This window comes from Pseudomonas sp. FYR_5 (assembly GCF_043106315.1).
Classification (GTDB): Bacteria; Pseudomonadota; Gammaproteobacteria; order Pseudomonadales; family Pseudomonadaceae; genus Aquipseudomonas; species Aquipseudomonas putida_Y.
Genome location: NZ_JBICMK010000048.1, coordinates 1 through 21,035, shown reverse-complemented (window position 1 = coordinate 21,035; position 21,035 = coordinate 1). Strand labels below are relative to the sequence as shown.

The following is a 21,035-nucleotide window of genomic DNA, read 5'->3' as shown; positions in this document are numbered from 1 at the left end:
GTGTTGCGGCAACGTTCCCTGCAGTGTGCCTTTTCTTCATTCTCGTGAGTCAAGCCCATGCCGTACGATGCCGCTTCGCAGCCACAGTCACCGCCACGCTGGCGCAGCCTCAGTGCCGAGGAGGGCGACAGCTGGCTAAGCCTGGCCCTTGAAGGCCGCCCCCTGATCCAGTTGCGCCTGGAGCCTGGCGCTTCTCTGCACGTTCACCTTGAGCGCTTTTGCCCCGAGCGCCCCTACCAAGCCTTGTGGGCCGCCTGCTATTGGTTGCTGTCGCGCGATACGGCCTGCCAGCGTCTGACCTGGCACCTGCCCGAAGTGCTGCCGCAGGCGTTGGCCAGTGGCCTGCTGCTGGGCGGTGAACAGCCGGGCCAGTACCTGTGCGAGCGCGCACTGTTCTGGCAACTGCCGCAGCCGTGGCTGGGCGAGTCGGTTGCCGGGGTCTATCCGCAGCAGATGCAGATCAGCAACGGCAAGCGCCACCCGCGCCGGGCGCCCAAGCCGCGGGGCGAAGTGTACCGGCGCTTCGATGCGCGCTTGGGCAGTTGGGTATCGCTGCGTACCCTGGAGATCGAGCATGACCTGGAGCGTTTCAACCGCTGGCAGAACAACCCTCGTGTGGAGGCGTTCTGGCAGGAGGGGGGCACGCTGGCGCAGCACCGCGAATACTTGGGCAAGCTCGAAGCCGACCCGCATACGTTGACGTTGATCGGTTGTTTCGATGACGAGCCGTTTGCCTACTTCGAGGCGTACTGGGCCAAGGAGGACCGCATTGCCCCCTTCTACCCGGCCGATGACTACGACCGCGGTATCCATATGCTGGTGGGAGAGGAGAGCCACCGAGGGCCGCACAAGGTGGCCAGCTGGCTATCGGCGTTGGTGCACTACCTGTTCCTGGATGACCCGCGCACCCAGCGGGTGGTGGCCGAGCCGCGCGCCGACAACGGCAAGATGATTGGCTACATGCACGACCAATGTTTCCATTGCGACAAAGAGTTCGACTTTCCACACAAGCGGGCGGCGTTGATGATTCTGGGGCGGGAGCGGTTTTTCGATCGTTGCAAGCTGACGTAGGGGCTAGTGTGGTGTTTCACAAATAACGACCATAACTCGCGGCGCTTTTTTGCACTCATGCGGCGTTGTCGCTCCTCGCCGTAGTGGGCTACGACTCGTCGCGATGCCTTGCCTGAACGCAAAAATCGCTCGCGAGTTATTGGCCGTATTTGCAAAACACCACACTAGCGCTGCAAGCAAAAGCGAGAGCGATCCAGGTTCGCTCTCGCTTTTGCTTGCAGCTATCTTCAGGCCTGCCGACTGGCCGTCTTGCGGCAATGCACCAACGCATCGCGGATCATGAAGTTGACCAAGGTCGGCGATACGCCCAGTTCCTTGGCAATGTCCTTCTGCGGCACGCCATTAAGGCGGTACATCTCGAAAGCATAGCGGGTGCGCGGCGGCAGTTCGTTCAAGGCCTCCGCGATGTCGTTCAGCGCGGCGCGGTTGATGTGGGTGGCTTCGGGCGAGGCGTTCTGCACCACCACGTTCATGCCTTCCTCCTCACTACCGGAGTACTTCAGCTCCATCGCCTGCTTGCGATAGTGGTCGATCGCCAGGTTGCGCACGATCTGGAACAGGTAGCTCAGCTGGGCCTTGAACGATGAGGTGATCTGCGGGGCGGTGCTGAGCCGGAAAAAGGCATCCTGTACCACGTCCTCAGCGCGCGAACGGCAGCCTGTGATGCGGGCGGCGATCTTGACCAGGATGCTGCGGTTGTCGACGAAGGCCTGCAGTAATGGTGAATCGCACTTACTTGTGGATAGTTGTTCCGCCATGGAAATCACCTTGTCACAGAGGGGAAAGGAGGCGCCCAAGGTTGGGAAGCTTCCTAAGACGTGCGACAAGCTATGTAAGATGATAATAATTGTCAAATGCGAAATGTAATTAATATCGACCTGTTTCAGTTCTAAGGCGCGGTTGGCTTTGGGGGATATGCCTTATCAACCCTTGAAGCCTAATCTCCCCCGCTAATTTCTCTCCCCGCCCATCCGTTCCCCTGTGTACATCCCCGGTCGCATACGTTGCCCGCCCATGTTGGTGGAGCAGCTGTCGGACCTAACCAGACACTGGCAGGAACACCCCATGACGGACGCCTTCGAACTCCCGCACACGCTGGTCCAGGCCCTGGCGCAACGCGCCTCGCAGACCCCGGACAGCATTGCCTTGCGCTTTCTGGCCGACGCGCCCGGCGAGCAGGCCGTGCTGAGCTACCGGGACCTCGACCAGCGCGCGCGCACCATCGCCGCCGCCTTGCAGGCTCGTACCCGCTTCGGCGATCGTGCAGTGCTGTTGTTTCCCAGCGGGCCGGACTATGTGGCGGCGTTCTTCGGCTGCCTGTATGCCGGGGTCATCGCGGTGCCGGCTTACCCACCGGAGTCGGCGCGCCAGCACCACCAGGAGCGTTTGCTGTCGATCATCGACGACGCCGAGCCGCGCCTGCTGCTGACCGTGGCGGCGCTGCACGACAGCCTGCAGGGCCTGGAAGCCCTGGCGGCGGACAATGCCCCCCAACTGCTGGCAGTGGATGGCTTGGACCCGGCCCTGGCGGCGAACTGGCGTGAGCCCGTACTCAAGGGCGATGACATCGCCTTCCTGCAGTACACCTCCGGTTCCACTGCGCTGCCCAAGGGCGTGCAGGTCAGTCATGGCAACCTGGTGGCCAACGAGCAACTGATCCGCCAAGGCTTTGGCATCGACCTCAACCCCGACGACGTGATCGTCAGCTGGCTGCCGCTTTATCACGATATGGGTCTGATCGGCGGCCTGCTGCAGCCGATTTTCAGTGGCGTGCCCTGCGTGCTGATGTCGCCGGGCTACTTCCTGGCCCGGCCGCTGCGCTGGTTGCAGGCCATCAGCGACTACGGTGGCACCATCAGCGGCGGGCCCGACTTCGCCTACCGCTTGTGCAGCGAACGGGTGAGCGAGGCTTCGCAGGCCGGGCTCGACCTGAGCCGCTGGCGCGTGGCCTATTCCGGTTCCGAGCCTATCCGCCAGGACAGCCTGGCCACCTTCGCCGACAAGTTCCAGGCCTGCGGCTTCGATCCGCAGAGTTTCTTCGCCAGTTATGGCCTGGCCGAAGCCACCCTGTTCGTCAGCGGCAGCCGTCGTGGCCAAGGTATCGCCGCGCTGGAGTTGGACGCCGCAGCCTTCGCTGCCAACCGTGCCGAGCCGGGCAAGGGCAGTGTGCTGATGAGCTGCGGCTACCCACAGCCGGGGCATGCCGTACGTATCGTCGAACCACAACGCCTGCAAGTGCTGGATGACAACCAGGTTGGCGAGATCTGGGCCGGCGGCCCGAGCATCGCATTGGGTTACTGGCGCAACCCCGAAGCCAGCGCTCGCACCTTTGTCGAAATGGACGGCCAGACCTGGCTGCGCACCGGCGACCTGGGCTTCATGCGTGACGGCGAGGTATTCGTCACCGGGCGTCTGAAGGACATGCTGATCGTGCGTGGGCAAAACCTGTACCCACAAGACCTGGAAAAAAACCTCGAGCGCGAAGTTCAGGTGCTGCGTAAAGGCCGGGTGGCGGTGTTCGCCGTCGAGCACCAAGGCGAGGAGGGCATCGGTGTCGCGGTGGAGATCAGCCGCAACGTGCAAAAGGCAATCAAGCCCCAGGACCTGATCAAGACCCTGCGCCAGGTCGTCGCCGACGCCTGCCGACAGGCCCCCGCCGTGGTCCTGCTGCTGAACCCCGGCGCGCTGCCGAAGACCTCCAGCGGCAAGTTGCAGCGCTCTGCCTGCCGCCTGCGCATGGACGATGGCAGCCTGGACTGCTATGCCCGTTTCCCTGAGGCAAGCGAAGCCGGTGCCGGTGCAACCGCTGGTGATGAGCTGCAAGCACGCATCGGCGCTGTGTGGCGCGACATCCTCGAGGTAGAGGCGGTGGCCGCGGACGACCACTTCCTGTTGCTGGGCGGTAACTCCATCGACGCCACCCAGGTCACAGCGCGCCTGGCCGATGAGTTGGGTATCGACCTGAGCCTGCGCACGCTGTTCGAGGCGCCGGTACTGGCCGACTACAGCAAGGCCGTGGCACAGATCATCGCCGATGGCGCCGCAGGCACCGTGGCCATCACCACGCTGGAGCGCGCCCAGGCGTTGCCCCAGTCGCTGGCGCAAAACCGCTTGTGGCTGCTGTGGCTGCTGGAACCGCAATCAGCGGCCTACAACATTCCCGCCGGCTTGCACCTGCGCGGCGAGCTGGATGTCGATGCCCTAAAAGTGGCCTTCCAGGCACTGGTGGCGCGCCATGAATCGCTGCGTACCGTGTTCAGCGAAGAGGATGGCCAGGCGCTGCAGCGTATCCTGCCGCAACAGCCGTTCAGCCTGCACCGCCTGGACCTTGAAAAGCACTCGCCCGAGCAGGTTGCCGCGCAGCGTGAAACCGAGGCCCGCCAGCCGTTCGACCTCACCCAGGGCCCGCTGCTGCGGGTAACCCTGGTGCGCCTGGGCGACGAAGAGCATCAGCTGTGGGTGACCCTGCACCACATCGTTGCCGACGGCTGGTCGCTGAACATCCTGCTCGAAGAATTCGCCAAGCTGTACGCCGCTCGCTGCCAAGGCCTGGAGGCCAACCTGGCGCCGCTACCCCTGGGTTACGCCGACTACGGCAGTTGGCAGCGGCAATGGCTGGCCGAAGGCGAAGCCGAGCGGCAGTTGCGATATTGGCAGGCGCGCCTGGGCGATGAACTGCCGGTGCTCGACCTGTGTACCGATCATCCACGTGCCAGCCAGCGCGACCATCGCGCCGCCCGTTTCAGCCTAAAGGTGCCGGCCAGGCTTACCGAAGCGCTCAAGGGCCTGGCCCGCGAGCAGCACGCCAGCCTGTTCATGGTCCTGCTGGCAGGTTGGCAGGCGCTGCTGCACCGCTACAGCGGCCAGGCCGATATCCGCGTCGGTGTGCCCAACGCCAACCGCCCGCGACTGGAAGCCCAGGGCCTGGTCGGCTTCTTCATCAACACCCAGGTGTTGCGCGCGCAGCTCGATGGCCGCCTGCCGTTCGCGCAGTTGCTGGCCCAGGTCCGTCAGGCCACCCTGGAAGCCCAGGCCAACCAGGACCTGCCATTCGAGCAGTTGGTCGAAGCCTTGCCAGAGGCCCGAGAGCAAGGCCTGTTCCAGGTCATGTTCAACCACCAGCAACGCGACCTGTCAGCCCTGCGGCGTCTGCCGGGGCTGTTGGCCGAAGAGCTGGCGTGGCACAGCCGCGAAGCCAAGTTCGACTTGCAGTTGCACAGTGAGGAGGACCATCTGGGCCGCCTGAGCCTGGCCGTCGACTACGCCGCGGAGCTGTTCGAAGCCAGCACCGTCGAACGTCTGGCCCATCATCTGTTGGCGCTGCTGGAACAGGTGTGTGCCGCGCCGGAGCAGGCGCTGGGCGACGTGCAATTGCTGGATGAGCCCGGCCGTGCGCAACTGCTGGGTTGGGGCCAGGCACCGGCCGCCGCAGCGCAGCACCTGTTGGTCGAGCAACTCAATGAGCAGGCACGCCTGACGCCGCAACGCACCGCCCTGGTTTGGGACGGGGGCAGCCTGGATTACGCCGGGCTGCACCAGCAAGCCAACCGCCTGGCCCACTACCTGCGTGACAAAGGCGTCGGCCCCGATACCTGTGTGGCCATTGCCATCGAGCGCTCGCCGCAATTGCTGGTCGGCCTGCTAGCCATTCTCAAGGCTGGCGGTGCCTACGTGCCGCTGGATGTCGATTACCCGGCCGAACGGCTGGCCTACATGCTGGCCGACTGCGACGCCCGTTTGCTACTGAGCCACAGCAGCCTGCTGGGCAAGCTGCCGCAGGTCGACGGTGTCAGTGCCATTGCCCTCGACCAGTTGCACCTGGACAGCTGGCCCAGCCACGCTCCCGGTCTGCACCTGCACGGTGACAACCTGGCCTACGTGATTTACACCTCCGGCTCGACCGGCCAACCCAAGGGCGTGGGCAACACTCACGCGGCCCTGGCCGATCGCCTGCAGTGGATGCAGACGACCTATGCGCTGAATGACAGCGACGTGCTGATGCAGAAGGCACCGATCAGCTTCGACGTATCGGTGTGGGAATGCTTTTGGCCGCTGGTCACCGGCTGCAAGCTGGTGCTCGCCGGCCCTGGTGAACACCGCGACCCGCAGCGTATCGCTGCCATGGTCCAGGCCCATGGGGTGACCACGCTGCACTTCGTGCCGCCGCTGTTGCAGGTGTTCGTCCAGGAGCCGCAGGCGGGTGCCTGCACCAGCCTGCGCCGGGTGTTCTCGGGTGGCGAAGCGTTGTCCGCCACGCTACGAGACCGCGTGCTGCAAGTGCTGCCGCAGGTGCAGTTGCACAACCGTTACGGCCCGACCGAAACCGCCATCAACGTCACCCACTGGCACTGCCAGGCAGCGGACGGCGAGCGCTCGCCCATCGGCCGGCCGCTGGGCAATGTGCTGTGCCGCGTGCTGGACGATGAGCTGGAACTGACTATCCCCGGGGTGCCGGGCGAGCTGTACCTCGGTGGCGCGGGGTTGGCCCGTGGTTACCTGGGCCGCCCCGGCCTCACTGCCGAGCGCTTCGTACCCCAGGCCGACGGTAATGGTCAGCGTCTGTACCGCAGTGGCGATGGTGCCCGTTGGCAGGTGCAGATGGAGGCACTGGAATACCTTGGCCGCCTCGACCAGCAGGTAAAGGTGCGTGGCTTCCGCGTCGAACCCGAGGAAGTCCAGGCCTGCCTGCTGGCGCAGGCGGGTGTCGAACAGGCGCTGGTATTGATTCACAAGGATGCTGTCGGTGCGCAACTGGTGGGCTACTACTGTGGCAGCGCCCAGCCCGCCGAGCTGTTGGCTGTGCTGGCTGCCCAGTTGCCAGCGTACATGGTGCCGGCACAGCTCATCCCGCTGGCACAGATGCCGCTGGGCCCCAGCGGCAAGGTCGACCGCAAGGCGCTGCCGGCTCCGGTGTGGCAGCAGCGTGAGCATGTCGAACCACAAACCGAGTTGCAGCAACAGGTCGCTGCGATCTGGCGTGAAGTGCTGAACCTGCCGCGCATCGGCCTGCAGGACGACTTCTTCGCCCTGGGTGGCCACTCGCTGTTGGCCACCCAGATTGTCTCGCGCAGCCGCCAGGCCTGCGATGTCGAGCTGCCGCTCAAGACCCTGTTCGAAGCCAGCGAACTGGGCGCCTTCTGTGCCGAGATCGCGCGCTTGCGCGCGGTCGGCGAGCGCAACCTGCAAGGCGAAATCGCCCGCGTCGACCGCCGCCAGGCCGTGCCGCTGTCGTACTCGCAGCAGCGCATGTGGTTCCTCTGGCAAATGGAGCCTGACAGCCCGGCGTACAACGTCGGCGGCATGGCACGCCTGCGCGGCACCCTGCACGTGGACGCCTTCGAGCGTGCGCTGCAGGCGCTGATCGTGCGTCACGAAACCTTGCGCACCACGTTCCCCAGCATCGACGGCGTGCCGTACCAGTGCGTGGCCGAAGACAGCGGTCTGCATCTGGACTGGCAAGACTTCAGCGCTTTGTCAGACGATGCCCGCCAGCAACGTTTGCAACAACTGGCCGACGACCAGGCGCACCAGCCCTTCGACCTGGAGCGGGGGCCGCTGCTGCGCGCCTGTCTGGTCAAGGCCGACGAGCGCGAGCACTGCTTCGTGCTGACGCTGCACCACATCGTCACCGAAGGCTGGGCCATGGACATCTTCGCCCGCGAGCTGGGCGAGCTGTACGAAGCCTTTGTCGATGACCGCGAGTCGCCACTGGCGCCGCTGCCGGTGCAGTACCTGGACTACAGCGTGTGGCAACGGCAATGGCTGGAAAGCGGCGAGGGCGCGCGCCAGTTGGCCTACTGGAAGGCTCGCCTGGGCGATGAACACCCGGTATTGGCCTTGCCCGCCGACCGCCCGCGGCCGGCTGTGCAAAGCCACCGTGGCGAGCTGTACCGCTTCGACCTCGACCCGGCCCTGGTCGCCCGCGTGCATGCCTTCAACAGCCAGCGCGGCCTGACCCTGTTCATGACCATGACCGCCACCCTTGCCGCCTTGCTGCACCGCTACAGTGGCCAGCGCGACCTGCGTATCGGCGCGCCGGTGGCCAACCGCATCCGTCCGGAAAGCGAAGGGCTGATCGGCGCCTTCCTCAACACCCAGGTGCTGCGCTGCGAGCTGGACGGCCAGATGACCGCCGCTCAGTTGTTGGAGCAGATGCGTCAGGCCGCCATCGAAGGCCAGTCGCACCAGGACCTGCCGTTCGACCAGTTGGTGGAGGCCTTGCAGCCGCCGCGCAGCAGCGCCTACAACCCACTGTTCCAGGTGATGTGCAACGTGCAGCGCTGGGCCTTCCAGCAAAGCCGCCAGCTTGCCGGCATGCAGGTGGATTACCTGGTCAATGACGCCAGCGCCACCAAGTTCGACCTGTACCTGGAGGTGACCGACCTCGACGGTCGCCTGGGTTGCTGCCTGACCTACAGCCGTGACCTGTTCGACGAGCCGCGCATCGCGCGCATGGCCGAGCATTGGCAGCAACTGCTGGTCGGCCTGCTGGACAACCCGCAACAGCGCCTGTGCGAACTGCCGATGCTGAGCAGCGCCGAGCAGCAGGTGCTGGTGGGCCAGTTGCAGGGCGAGCACGATTTCGACCTCGACCAGACCTTGCACGGCCTGTTCGCCGCTCAGGCCGCGCGCGCGCCACAGGCTGGCGCGTTGACCTTTGCCGGCCAGCACATGACCTACGCCGAACTCGACCAACAGGCCAACCGCCTGGCCCGCGCCCTGCGCGAGCGTGGTGTCGGCCCGCAGGTGCGCGTGGGCCTGGCCCTGGAGCGCTCGCTGGAAATGGTCGTCGGCCTGTTGGCCATCCTCAAGGCCGGTGGCGCCTATGTACCGCTCGACCCCGAGTACCCGCTCGACCGCCTGCGCTACATGATCGAAGACAGCCGCATCGGCCTGCTGCTAAGCCAGCGCGCGTTGCTGCAAACCCTCGGCGAGCTGCCCGAAGGCGTGGCGCGCTGGAGCCTGGAAGACGACGCTGCCAGCCTGTCGGCGTACAGCGACGCGCCGCTGGACAACCTCAACCTGCCGCAGCACCAGGCCTACCTGATCTATACCTCCGGCTCCACCGGCAAGCCCAAAGGTGTGGTGGTCAGCCATGGCGAATTCGCCATGCATTGCCAGGCGGTGATCGCCGTGTTCGGCATGCGCAGCGATGACTGCGAACTGCATTTCTATTCGATCAACTTCGATGCCGCCAGCGAGCGCCTGTGGGCGCCGCTGCTGTGTGGCGCCCGTGTGGTGCTGCGTGCCCAAGGGCAGTGGGGCGCCGAGGAAATCTGCCAACTGGTGCGTGAGCAGCAGGTGAGCATCCTCGGTTTCACCCCTAGCTACGGCAGCCAACTGGCCCAGTACCTGGGTGGGCGGGGCGAACAGTTGCCGGTGCGCCTGGTGATCACCGGCGGCGAAGCGCTGACCGGCGAGCACCTGCAGCGTATCCGCCAGGCCTTTGCGCCGCAGCAGTTCTTCAATGCGTACGGCCCGACCGAAACCGTGGTTATGCCGCTGGCGTGCCTGGCCCCAGAGGCCTTGCCAGCAGACCTTGGCAGCGTACCGATCGGCCGCGTCATCGGTAGCCGTACGGCCTACATCCTCGACGAGGATCTGGCCTTGTTGCCGCAAGGCGGCATTGGCGAACTGTATGTCGGCGGCGCCGGCCTGGCCCAGGGTTACCACGACCGGCCAGGCCTCACTGCCGAGCGCTTTGTCGCCGACCCGTTCAGTGCCGAAGGCGGGCGCCTGTACCGTACCGGCGACCTGGTACGCCTGGGTACCGATGGCCTGGTGGAGTATGTCGGCCGTGCCGACCAGCAGGTGAAGATCCGCGGCTTCCGCATCGAGCTGGGCGAAATCGAGAGCCGCCTGCAAGCGCATGCCGATGTCGAAGAAGCCGTGGTGCTGGCCCTTGATCTGCCGGGTGGCAAGCAACTGGTGGGTTACCTGGTGTGCAAGCAGGCCCCTGCCGACTGCGATACGCAAAGCCTGCTGCGCGAAGCGGTGAAGGCCAATGCCCGCCAGCACCTGCCGGACTACATGGTGCCCGCACACTTGGTTCTGCTCGAAAGCCTGCCGTTGATGGGGAACGGCAAGCTCGACCGCCGTGCCTTGCCACTGCCCGACCTGGAGCAGGCGCGCCAGCAGTACCAGGCCCCGGGTAATGAGGTGGAAGCGCAACTGGCGCAGATCTGGCGCGACGTGCTGAACGTTGCCCAGGTCGGGGTGCAGGACAACTTCTTCGAACTGGGCGGCGACTCGATCCTGTCGATTCAGGTGGTCAGCCGCGCCCGGCAGGCCGGCTTGCAATTCACCCCGCGCGACCTGTTCCAGCATCAGACCATCCAGACCCTGGCAGCTGTGGTTCAGCTCAGCGAAGCCGTGAGCACGGTGGAGCAGGGACTGCGCCAGGGCCAGGCCGGGCTGACGCCGATCCAGCACTGGTTCTTCGACAGTGACGTGCCACAGCCGCAACACTGGAACCAGGCCGTGCTGCTGGAGGTGCGCCAACCCTTGGTTGAGGCCACCCTTGCACAGGCATTGGCTGCGCTGGTGCAGCACCATGACAGCCTGCGCCTGCGCTTCAGCGACGCCCAGGGCCGCTGGCAGGCCCAGTACGTGCGGCCTGGCGCCGAGCAACTGCTGTGGAGCGCCACAGTAGCCGATTTCAATGATTGTCAGGCGCTCTACACCGACGTGCAGCGCAGCCTGGACCTGCAACAAGGGCCGCTGCTGCGCGCCTTGCTGGTGCGTGACGGGCAGGGCACCCAGCGGTTGCTGCTGGCGATCCATCACCTGGTGGTCGATGGTGTGTCCTGGCGGGTGCTGCTGGAAGACCTGCAGGCGCTGTACCGTGGCCAGCCTCTGCCGGCCAAGACCCACGTCGTCGGCGACTGGGCCGCGCGCCTGGCCAGCTACGCTGGCAGCGATTCGCTGCGTGACGAACTGACCTGGTGGCAAGGCCAACTGGGTAGCGTGCGCCGCGAACTGCCATGCGATCACCCGCAGGGCAGCAATTTGCACCGCCACGCCCAGACCCTGGCTATCGGCCTGGACGTGGAGCAGACCCGACAACTGTTGCAACAAGCCCCGGCGGCTTACCACACCCAGGTCAACGACCTGCTGTTGACTGCACTGGCGCGGGCCTTGTGCCGCTGGAGCGGCGATGAAGAAGTGCTGGTGCAGCTCGAAGGCCATGGCCGTGACGGGCTGTTCGAAGACATGGACCTGACCCGCAGCGTCGGCTGGTTCACCAATGCCTACCCACTGAGCCTGCGTCCGCTGCCAGGTGAAGACGACGCGGCGCGGGCCGGTTCGATCAAGCGCATCAAGGAACAACTGCGCCAGGTGCCGCACAAGGGCCTGGGCTACGGCGTACTGCGCTACCTGGCGGATGCCGCCGGGCGCGAGCAGATGGCGGCCTTGCCGCAGGCGCGCATCACCTTCAACTACCTGGGCCAGTTCGACCAGCAGTTCGATAGTGCGGCCTTGTTCCAGCCCCTGGAGGCACCGGCCGGGTTGGCGCATGACCTCGATGCGCCGTTGCCCAACTGGTTGAGCGTCGATGGCCAGGTGTATGGCGGTGCTCTGCAACTGCGCTGGACCTTCAGCGCCGAGCGCTACGACCAGCAGACCATCGCGGGTCTGGCCGAGGCCTATCGTCAGGAGCTGCTGGCGCTGGTCGCGCATTGCCTGGCCGATGGCAATGGCAGCTTCACCCCATCGGACTTCCCGCTGGCGCACCTGACTCAGGAGCAGATCGACGCATTGCCGGTACCGGCCGCGCAGATCGAGGACGTTTACCCGCTGACGCCGATGCAGGAAGGCATGCTGCTGCACACCCTGCTGGAGCCGGGCACCGGCCTTTACTACATGCAGGACCGCTACCGCATCAACAGCGCGCTAGACCCCGAGCGTTTCGCCCAGGCCTGGCAGGCGGTGGTGGCGCGCCACGAAGCGTTGCGCGCCTCGTTCAGTTGGAACAGCGGCGAGGCGATGCTGCAGATCATCCACAAGCCAGGCAACCTGGCGGTGGACTACCAGGACTGGCGCGGCCTGGCTGAGGATGCCCAGGAGCAGCGCCTGCAGGCTCTGCACAAGCAGGAGCGCGAGGCCGGCTTTGCCCTGCTCAGCGAGGCACCGTTCCACCTGCGCCTGGTGCGCGTGGCCGATGAACGCTACTGGTTCATGATGAGCAACCACCACATCCTTATCGATGCCTGGTGCCGCTCGCTGTTGATGAACGATTTCTTCGAGGTCTACCAGGCCCTTGGCGAAGGCCGTCAGGCCCAACTGCCGGTGCCGCCGCGTTACCGCGATTACATCGGTTGGCTGCAACGCCAGGGCCTGGACGAAGCACGCGCCTGGTGGCAGGCCAACCTGGCCGGCTTCGAACGTGCTACAGCCATCCCTAGCGACCGCCCGCTGCGCCATGATCACGCCGGTAGCGGCATGGTCGTCGGCGACTGCTACACCCGCCTGGAGGTGAGTGATGGTGTGCGTCTGCGCGAACTGGCCCAGGCTCATCAGCTCACCGTCAACACCTTCGCCCAGGCGGCCTGGGCCCTGGTGTTGGCGCGTCACAGCGGCGACCGCGATGTGGCCTTTGGCGTGACCGTGGCCGGTCGCCCGGTGAGCATGCCGCAGATGCAACGCACCGTCGGCCTGTTCATCAACAGCGTGGCCCTGCGCGTGCAGTTGCCCATCGCTGGTGAGCGTTGCAGCGTACGCCAGTGGCTGCAGGGCCTGCTGCAAAGCAACATGGAACTGCGCGAGTACGAATACCTGCCGCTGGTGGCGATCCAGGCGTGCAGCGAATTGCCCAAGGGCCAGCCGCTGTTCGACAGCCTGTTCGTGTTCGAGAATGCGCCGGTTGAAACCGCCGTGCTCGATCACGCCCAGCACCTGAACGCCAGCTCCGACTCGGGCCGTACCCACACCAACTTCCCGCTGACGGCGGTGTGTTACCCGGGTGATGACCTGGGCCTGCACCTGTCGTTCGACCAGCGTTACTTCGACTACCCGACCGTCGAGCGTCTGCTGGCCGAATTCAAGCGCCTGCTGCTGGCGCTGGTACAAGGTTTTGAAGGGGCGGTGAGCGAGCTACCGTTGCTGAGCGCCCAAGAGCAAGGCTTCCTGCTGGAGGACTGCAACCGGACCGAGCGGGTTTATCCGCTGGAACAAAGCTACATCGCGCAGTTCGAAGCGCAGGTCGTGGCGCATCCGCAGCGTACCGTGGCCTGCTGCCTGGAGGCGTCCTACGATTACGCCGGGCTGAACCTGGCGGCCAACCGCCTGGGGCATGCGCTGGTGGCTGCCGGGGTCTGCGTGGACCAGCCAGTGGCACTGCTTGCCGAGCGTGGGTTGCCGCTGCTGGGCATGATTGTCGGCAGCTTCAAGGCCGGGGCCGGCTACCTGCCGCTGGACCCGGGCCTGCCGGCGGCGCGCCTGCAAAGCATCATCCAGCTCAGCCGTACGCCAGTGCTGGTGTGCAGCGCGGCCTGCGCCGAGCAGGGGCGGCAGTTGCTCGGTGAGCTGGAGACTGCGCTGCGGCCGCGACTGCTGGTCTGGGAAGACATCCAGGCCAACCCGATCGCAAGCCACAATCCGGGTATCCACAGTGGCCCGGACAACCTCGCCTACGTGATCTACACCTCAGGCTCGACCGGCCTGCCGAAAGGGGTGATGGTCGAGCAGCGTGGCATGCTCAACAACCAGCTGAGCAAGGTGCCGTACCTGGCCCTGAGCGAGCAGGACGTGATTGCCCAGACCGCCTCGCAAAGCTTCGACATCTCGGTCTGGCAGTTCCTGGCTGCGCCGCTGTTCGGCGCCAAGGTAGAGATCGTGCCTAACGCCATCGCCCATGACCCGCAGGGCCTGCTGGCGCATGTGCAAACTACCGGCATCACCGTGCTGGAGAGCGTGCCGTCGCTGATCCAGGGCATGCTGGCCAGCGACCACCAGGCCCTCGACGGCCTGCGCTGGATGCTGCCGACCGGCGAGGCCATGCCACCGGAGCTGGCGGCGCAGTGGCTGCAGCGCTACCCGCAGATCGGCCTGGTCAATGCCTATGGGCCGGCGGAGTGCTCGGATGACGTGGCGTTCTTCCGCGTCGATGCAGCCTCGACCCAAGGCAGCTACCTGCCCATCGGCACGCCAACCGATAACAACCGCCTGTACCTGTTCGGCGAGGACCAGGCACTGGTGCCGCTGGGTGCGGTGGGCGAGTTGTGCGTGGCTGGTACGGGTGTAGGCCGTGGCTACGTCGGTGACCCGGTGCGCACGGCACTGGCGTTCATCCCTCACCCTTACGGGGCGCCGGGCGAACGCCTGTACCGCACTGGCGACCTGGCGCGGCAACGCCCGGACGGTGTGCTGGAGTACGTCGGGCGCATCGACCATCAGGTGAAGATTCGCGGCTATCGCATCGAGCTGGGCGAGATCGAGGCCCGGCTGCATGAGCAGGCGGAAATTCGCGATGCTGCCGTGGCGGTGCAGGAGGGCGTGAACGGCAAGCATCTGGTTGGCTACCTGGTGGCGCACCAGGGCGTCAGTGCCGATGCCGCGTTGCTGGAGCAGGTCAAGCAACGACTGCGTGCCGAGTTGCCGGAGTACATGGTGCCGTTGCATTGGGGCTGGTTCGACAGCTTGCCGCACAACGCCAACGGCAAGCTCGACCGCAAGGCCCTGCCAGCCATCGACATCGGCGGCCAATACAGTCAGGCCTATCAGGCGCCACGCAACGAATTGGAGGACGTGTTGGCGGGTATCTGGGCCGATGTGCTCAAAGCCGAGCGGGTGGGGGTGCACGACAACTTCTTCGAGCTGGGCGGGCATTCGCTGTTGGCCACGCAGATCGCTTCGCGGGTGCAGAAGCAGCTACAGCTGAACGTGCCGCTGCGGGCGATGTTCGAGTGCAGCACGGTGGAGGCGTTGGCCGAGTATGTACAGGGGCTGCAGGGCAGTGCGCTGGATGATGACAAGGTCGATCGGCTCAGTGACCTGATGGCGGAGCTGGAGGGGCTGTGATGGGCAGGGGCGCTTGGCGCCCCTTTCAACGGCCACGGTACCTAGACCGAAGCATTGATAAAGGCTTCATCCAGCGATTTGGCGTGGTGGCGTTCCATGAACTGTCCACCACTGTCAAACGCTTCCAGTCGTTTGTTTGCGAGCATATAAAAGCGCTGGCAGTTTTTCGTGATTTCCTCTGTGTAATGAGAAGATATCAGCACGCTCGCACCTTCCGCGCACGCGCTTTTAATACCGAGCCATATATAGTGTCGAAATTCAGGGTCTACGCCAGCCGTTGGCTCGTCAAGAATGATCAAGTCACTGTTTAAAAGTAGCAAGGTCAGCGTGAAATAGCTGCGAATTTCACCGTAGCTGCAATTGGCGGCTTTTTTCTTGGCGATGTCCGCATATCGCCTGGACAGTGGCGGGGACCATTTGGCTAGTTTCGAGAGAATCTCTGTGTGATCTGGGGAAACGTTGGGGGTCAGGCTGGTGATAAGCTTGCCCGCTTCGTTCATGCGGAGCAATGGGGGCGGTGTAAGGATTTGCGTCAAATAGGCCTGGCGCCTGGATAAATTGGAAATAGCACCCTTTGTCGGCTTCTTTATTTTACAGATGAGGTCGAAAAGGGTTGTCTTTCCGGCTCCGTTGTTGCCCAGAATACCGACCAGTTCCCCCGCTTTTATAGTGAGTTCAATGTCGTTCAGTAGCGGGTCTCCGCTGTATCCGAAGTGAAGGTTGTTTATAGTTAAAATGTCCATCAGTATCGGCTCCATATGGGTTGAATTCTGAAATACCTTCCAGTCAGGTATGTCGAGGCCGCAGAGGCCGAAAGAGCAATCAGGAAACTGTTGAGAAGGGGCATTTCGCCATGGAAGATCTGCGCGCTTAGAAAGAGCGGGTTGATCAGCGTTAGCGTATGCGAAGCATCGTGCCCCAGCGTGGCACCGGTGTATCCGGAGACCAGCATGAGAAATGACATGAGTGAGAAAAGTGTGCTGGCTGTGCTGAATTTTATCGGCAGCGCAGCGATCCCCAGGCCGATACAGGTGAACATGAGGTAGCTGGTGTAAAAGCATGCCATCAGATAGAGGTATTCAGGAAGTGAGTAGTGACCTCGTAAGGGTTTGGTCAAGAGGTAGAATAGTGTGGCGTAAAGTGAGCTCAATAATAAATAGCTGAGTGTATGGGCCGTCAGGAATAGCTTGATTGCACCGTGTTGGTAGATGAAGGACCGCGTGAAGCCACTTTCCCTTCTGCCGATAAGGTAGAAGCTGAATCCAAAGAACGCGAGGGTGGCAGAGATGTATGAGTAGAACCAGGCGGCTGAAGCGGTATAGGTCGAGGCTGCATGCGTTGGCTGGGTGATGATGAAGAGTATGCAAGGGGCCAGCGCTGACCAGAGAAGCGATGTGGGCTCCCTCAAGTGCTCAGTGGTCAAGACTCTTGTGATACTCGTGATTTTTTTTGCGCTGCGGATAAAGTGGTTTGGGTTCATGGGTGGACCATTTTGGTGTCATGGTTGCGTGTTATTTGATTTTGCAGTGAGTGTCGAAGCCAATGCCACGAGGTTAATGCCATATTGATTTTTCATGAGTGCCTCCTGGTTTTTGGTGTGTCTGAAATGTACGGGTATGGAGGTTTAGGCGTTCGGCTGTTTCAAGTCAATCTTTCGGTGGGGGTGGCGTGGCTGGAAGTGATATTGGAATGTTTGGTTTAAAGCTATTTTTGTGGGAAAATTCTTCAGAAGGGTCTTACTTAAGTCTGATAATGTTTTTTGGGGTTTATTTTTTCTTCTAATTGTGTGAGAAATTTCGGTTTTTGATGCTCGAATACTCTGTCGTGAACGTCCGAGTGTTCTTTGTTGTGCGTGTGTGTGGGATTTGAATAAGGGAAGCAAGCAGACGATGTTTAGCGAAGGGGCGTGCCGAATAATTGTTTCTGGGTATGTTGAGTGGCAGATTTAAATCTGCGCGGGGTAGATTTGCCGGGCCTGGAGATCTACTGCTTGCGAAAGAACGGCCTGCGTCCAATCACCAATGTGTGTCCACTCCCGATCAGCGTAGGAGCGGGTTTACCCGCGAATACAATGGCGGCGGCAACGGTGAACGGCTGGTGGAAATTGGCCAGCAGGTCCGGCCCTTTCGCGGGTAAACCCGCTCCTACACTTGACCGCGCAGGCCTTGCGATCACAATCCAGCCGTTAGCGCGAGCCCCGTAGGAGCGGGTTCACCCGCGAACACCGGCGTAGCCGGTGCCATGCCCCGCGTCACCTGCTTCGTAGCGCTCGATCTGTGCCCCACCACATGCACTAGCGCTTGCCCAGAATCTTCCCAAGCATCTCCGGCCGTGGTGCCCCTTGCTGGCTTTGCAGGTTGCCTTGCTCATCCTGATAGAAAATGGCCGGGGTCGCCTGCAACCCCATCTCTTCCATCAACGCCATGTTCGCCGCCAGCTTCTGTTGCACAGCCTCTGGCACCTGCTCGAGTGCCTTCAGCGTGCTGGCCTTGCCGGCCTTTTCATGCTGCTGCAGGGCCTTGGCCGGATCTTTCGCTGCCAGCAGCGCCGCCGACTTGCCCGGGCTGTCCTCACGGATGATGCCGACCATGATATGGCGCAACTGCACCTTGCCCGACTCCACCCACGGCCGCGCCTGCTCCCAGAACATGTTGCAGTACGGGCAGTTCGGGTCGCTGAACAGGTACACCTTGCGCGGCGCATCGGCCTTGCCGTCGGCGATCCACGCGGTTTTTTCCATTTTCGCCCAGATTTCCTTGCTCATCGGCGCGTATACCAGCTTTTGCAGCGGTTCGGCGCTAAGGTCTTTGCCCTGTTCGTCGAACAGGCTGCCGACCAGTACATGCTTGCCGTCGGGGGTCAGGTACAGGGCCAGGGCGTTGTTCTGGTACTCGGCGGCATAGCCGCGCAGGCCGTTGGGCGCATCGAAGCTGCCCTTGATCACGGCGCCCTTGGCTTGCAGTTGCTGAACCGCCTTGGGCAGTTCTTCGGCCTGCAGGGCAGGGGCGGCCAGCAGGGCCAGGGACAGGGGCAGCAGTGCAGTCAATCGCATGTCAGTTTCCTTGTGCGGCAGGGGCGGGCGCAATGGCCCGGTCGAAAGGTTCCAGGGCGTGGCGCAGGCTGGCCCGGGACAGTTCGCCCAGGTGGCTGCCGACCAGCCGCCCGTTGGCGTCGTAGAACAGGGTGGTGGGCAGGGCCATGGAGCCGACACGCTGGGCCAGCAGGCCGGTGCCGTCGAACAGCACGTGGGTCAGGCTCAGGCCGGTGGTGGCGAGGAAGGTGCTGACGTTTTCCGGGGTCTCGCCCTGGTTGACGAACAGGAAGGTCACGTGCGGGTAAGCGCTTTGTGCCTGTTGCAGCACGGGCATCTCACGCCGACACGGTGGACACCAGGTGGCCCAGATATTGATGACCAGCGGCTTGCCGCGGTAGCTGTGCAATGCCACGGACTGGCCGCCGGCGTTGCGCAGGCTCAGTTCGGGCAACTCGGTGCCTTTGCTGTACAGGTGGCCGCCGAGGCTGGCCAGGCCCCAGAACAGTGCGCCGCTGAACAGCGCCCAGCCTAGCGGGCGACGCAGGCCGGGGTGGCGCCAGCCCTGCCACAGGGCTCCGAGCACAATGCCCGCAAGGCCCGACCAGAACAGGAAGCCGCCGTCACGGATGTCGATGATTTGCAGCGGGTCGTCCCGGTACATCGGCCAGTAGGCCAGTACGAAGCCGGCGCGGGCACACAGCAGGCCGATCAGGAACAGGTTGAACAGCGCCGATTCCGGGCTCTCGCCGCCACGTCGGGCGACCCACCAGCCGACCACGCTTGCGATCACCAGGGCGGTGAGCATCAGCAGGTGGTTGAGGGCCATGGTCAGTGGCCCGAGTGTTACGGTCAGCATCAGCCTTGGCTCCTGGTCTGGACCCAGTGTTGCTGGAACGCTGCTGCATCCACCTCACCGGTGATGCGCCGCGCGCGGCGTTCTTCGCCTTCCGGGCCGATCCAGATGATGCTGGGCGGGCCGGGTACCTGGTAGCGCTGTAGCAGGGCTTTGCTGGCTGGGCTGTCGGCGGTCACGTCCAGGCGCAGCAGGTGCACGCCGGCCAGGCCGGTCTGCACGTCGCTGCGGGCGAACACCTGTTTTTCCATGACTTTGCACGACACGCACCAGTCGGCATAGTAGTCGAGCATCACCCACTGGCCGCGGGCTTTGGCCGCGTCCAGCTCACGTTGCAGGTCCTCGGGGCGGCTGACGGTGACGAAGCTGTCCTCGGCATGCTGGCCAGCGGCCGCTGTGCTGCCACCCCCGGCGAACGGGCGTAGTGGCTGCCAGAGGTCGTCGCCGCCTGCTGCCGCACCGACCAGCAACAGGCCGCCCCACAGGGCGCCGAGCAACGGCACTGCACGCAACGCCGGCAGGCGCTGCAGGGCTGGCCAGGCGGCCCAGGCCAGGGCGATCAGCCAGGCGCCGCTCAGTGCCAGCAGCAAGGTAGCAGGCAGCAGGCTGCGCACGGTGTACAGTGCCATGGCCAGGAACACGAAACCGAACACACCCTTGACCCGGTTCATCCACGCACCCGGGCGCGGCAGGTAACGGTTGCCCAGGGTTACCAGCAACAGCAGCGGCACGCCCATGCCCAGGCCGAGGCTGAACAGCACCAGCGCGCCTTGCAGTACGTCACCGCTTTGCGCGATGTACAGCAGCGCACCGGCCAACGGCGCAGTCATGCACGGGCCGAGCAACAGGCCGGACAACGCCCCGAGCAATGCCGCGCCATACAGGTTGCCGCCACGGGTACCTTGCCCGGCGCGGTCCAGGCGGTCGCGCAGGGCGGCAGGCAGTTGCAGTTCGAAGGCGCCGAACATCGGCAGTGCCAGCAGCACGAACAGCCCCGCCAGGCTGCCCAGCAGCCAGGGTTGCTGCAGCCAGGCCTGCAGGCTGGCACCCAGCAGGGCAGCAACCACCCCGAGCCCGGCGTACACCAGGGCCATGCTCAGCACATAGACCCCGGCCAGCAGCCAGCCGCGCCGGGCACTGGCGCCATTGCCCAGCACCAGCCCGGCAAGGATCGGCAGCATCGGCAGCGAGCAGGGGGTGAAGGCCAGCAGCAGCCCAAGGCCGAAGAACGCCAGCAGGCTCCAGGCCAGGTGGCCTTGCTGAAGGCCGCTGGCCAGGGCCTGGTCGCTGGCTTGCTCGGCGGCGGGCGTTACGCTGCCACCCAAGTCGATCGAGGTGGTTTGCGGCGGGTAGCACAGGCCGGCATCGGCGCAGCCCTGCCAGCCCAGGCGCAACTGACCCTGGGCGTTGGCAGGCAATAGCAGTTCAAGCTGGTCGCGATACACCGCGCTGTCGCCGAAGAACTCGTCGTGATGGTTGAGTGCCGGTGGCAGTTGCGGGTGTTGCTCGGTGGGCAGGCCATCGAACTTCAGGCGCTTCTGGTACAGGTAGTAGCCCGGCTTGATCTGGAAGTACAGGCGCATCTGGCCGTCGGCCTGGCGGTCGTGGGTGAGCACGAAGGCTTGGTCAACCGGCAGGAAGTCTGGTTTCACATCGAACGGGTTGGCTTGCAACGGGCCGGCCAGTAGGAGTGTGAGGAAGAGCAGGAGAACGCGCATGTCTTCGCCTTGGCAGATCTGGGAATGGGGCCATGCTGGCTGGGGTCGATTAAATGAAGGTTAACGCGGGTGTTGGGGTTGGGGGGGGGGCAGGAGTATTAAGAGTTTGTTCTGGATTTGCAGGGTCTTCGTTGCTGGATTTTCGAGGGGGCGGCGTTGGAGTTTTGAGGTGTTTGCCGGGAGATTTTCAGCGCCTGTGAGATCGAGCGCCGCCCGCGCGGCGCTTCGCGGGTAAACCCGCTCCTACGTTTGTTTCGGGCCAGTCCCTCCTGCACCAGTCGCGCGCGACCGCCTTGTTTGTACGACGCGATATCGAGACATGCGCCAAGGCGGTCGCGCG

The 21,035-nt window shown here is 64.1% G+C and carries 9 protein-coding genes; 2 read left to right on the top strand and 7 right to left on the bottom strand.

Annotation, left to right across the window (positions count from 1 at the left end):
- Positions 1 to 57 precede the first annotated feature (57 nt).
- Positions 58 to 1,071 (top strand): GNAT family N-acetyltransferase, encoded by a 1,014-nt coding sequence (locus ACF8RA_RS06865; protein WP_392513763.1) that lies wholly within the window; start codon positions 58 to 60, stop codon positions 1,069 to 1,071.
- Positions 1,072 to 1,298: 227 nt separating this feature from the next.
- On the opposite strand, the gene ACF8RA_RS06860 is transcribed toward ACF8RA_RS06865, so the two are convergent.
- Entirely contained in the window at positions 1,299 to 1,829 is a 531-nt protein-coding gene (locus tag ACF8RA_RS06860) for an RNA polymerase factor sigma-70 (RefSeq protein WP_010954997.1), read from the bottom strand.
- A gap of 307 nt (positions 1,830 to 2,136) precedes the next feature.
- On the opposite strand from ACF8RA_RS06860, the gene ACF8RA_RS06855 reads away from it, so the two are divergent.
- Complete coding sequence (locus tag ACF8RA_RS06855) at positions 2,137 to 15,090, top strand: non-ribosomal peptide synthetase (protein ID WP_392518966.1); 12,954 nt, start codon at positions 2,137 to 2,139, stop codon at positions 15,088 to 15,090.
- A 41-nt stretch (positions 15,091 to 15,131) separates the two neighbouring features.
- Here the strand turns inward: ACF8RA_RS06855 and ACF8RA_RS06850 are convergent, their stop codons facing one another.
- The 6 genes from ACF8RA_RS06850 to ACF8RA_RS06825 all read right to left on the bottom strand — a co-directional run.
- Entirely contained in the window at positions 15,132 to 15,833 is a 702-nt protein-coding gene (locus tag ACF8RA_RS06850) for an ATP-binding cassette domain-containing protein (RefSeq protein WP_392518965.1), read from the bottom strand.
- Complete coding sequence (locus tag ACF8RA_RS06845; protein WP_392461028.1) at positions 15,833 to 16,570, bottom strand: hypothetical protein; 738 nt, start codon at positions 16,568 to 16,570, stop codon at positions 15,833 to 15,835. Before ACF8RA_RS06845 ends, ACF8RA_RS06850 begins: the two co-directional genes overlap by 1 nt.
- 813 nt (positions 16,571 to 17,383) lie before the next feature.
- Positions 17,384 to 18,142, bottom strand: coding sequence for a thiol:disulfide interchange protein DsbG (gene dsbG, locus ACF8RA_RS06840; protein ID WP_076402723.1), 759 nt, complete (start codon positions 18,140 to 18,142; stop codon positions 17,384 to 17,386).
- A gap of 1 nt (position 18,143) precedes the next feature.
- Positions 18,144 to 18,980 (bottom strand): prolipoprotein diacylglyceryl transferase family protein, encoded by an 837-nt coding sequence (locus ACF8RA_RS06835; protein WP_392518964.1) that lies wholly within the window; start codon positions 18,978 to 18,980, stop codon positions 18,144 to 18,146.
- A complete protein-coding gene (dsbD, locus tag ACF8RA_RS06830; RefSeq protein ID WP_209967266.1) occupies positions 18,980 to 20,695 on the bottom strand; it encodes a protein-disulfide reductase DsbD in 1,716 nt (571 codons plus the stop codon). Before dsbD ends, ACF8RA_RS06835 begins: the two co-directional genes overlap by 1 nt.
- Positions 20,696 to 20,793: 98 nt before the next feature.
- A partial coding sequence (locus ACF8RA_RS06825; protein WP_392518962.1) for a hypothetical protein occupies positions 20,794 to 21,035 on the bottom strand: 242 nt, incomplete at its 5' end.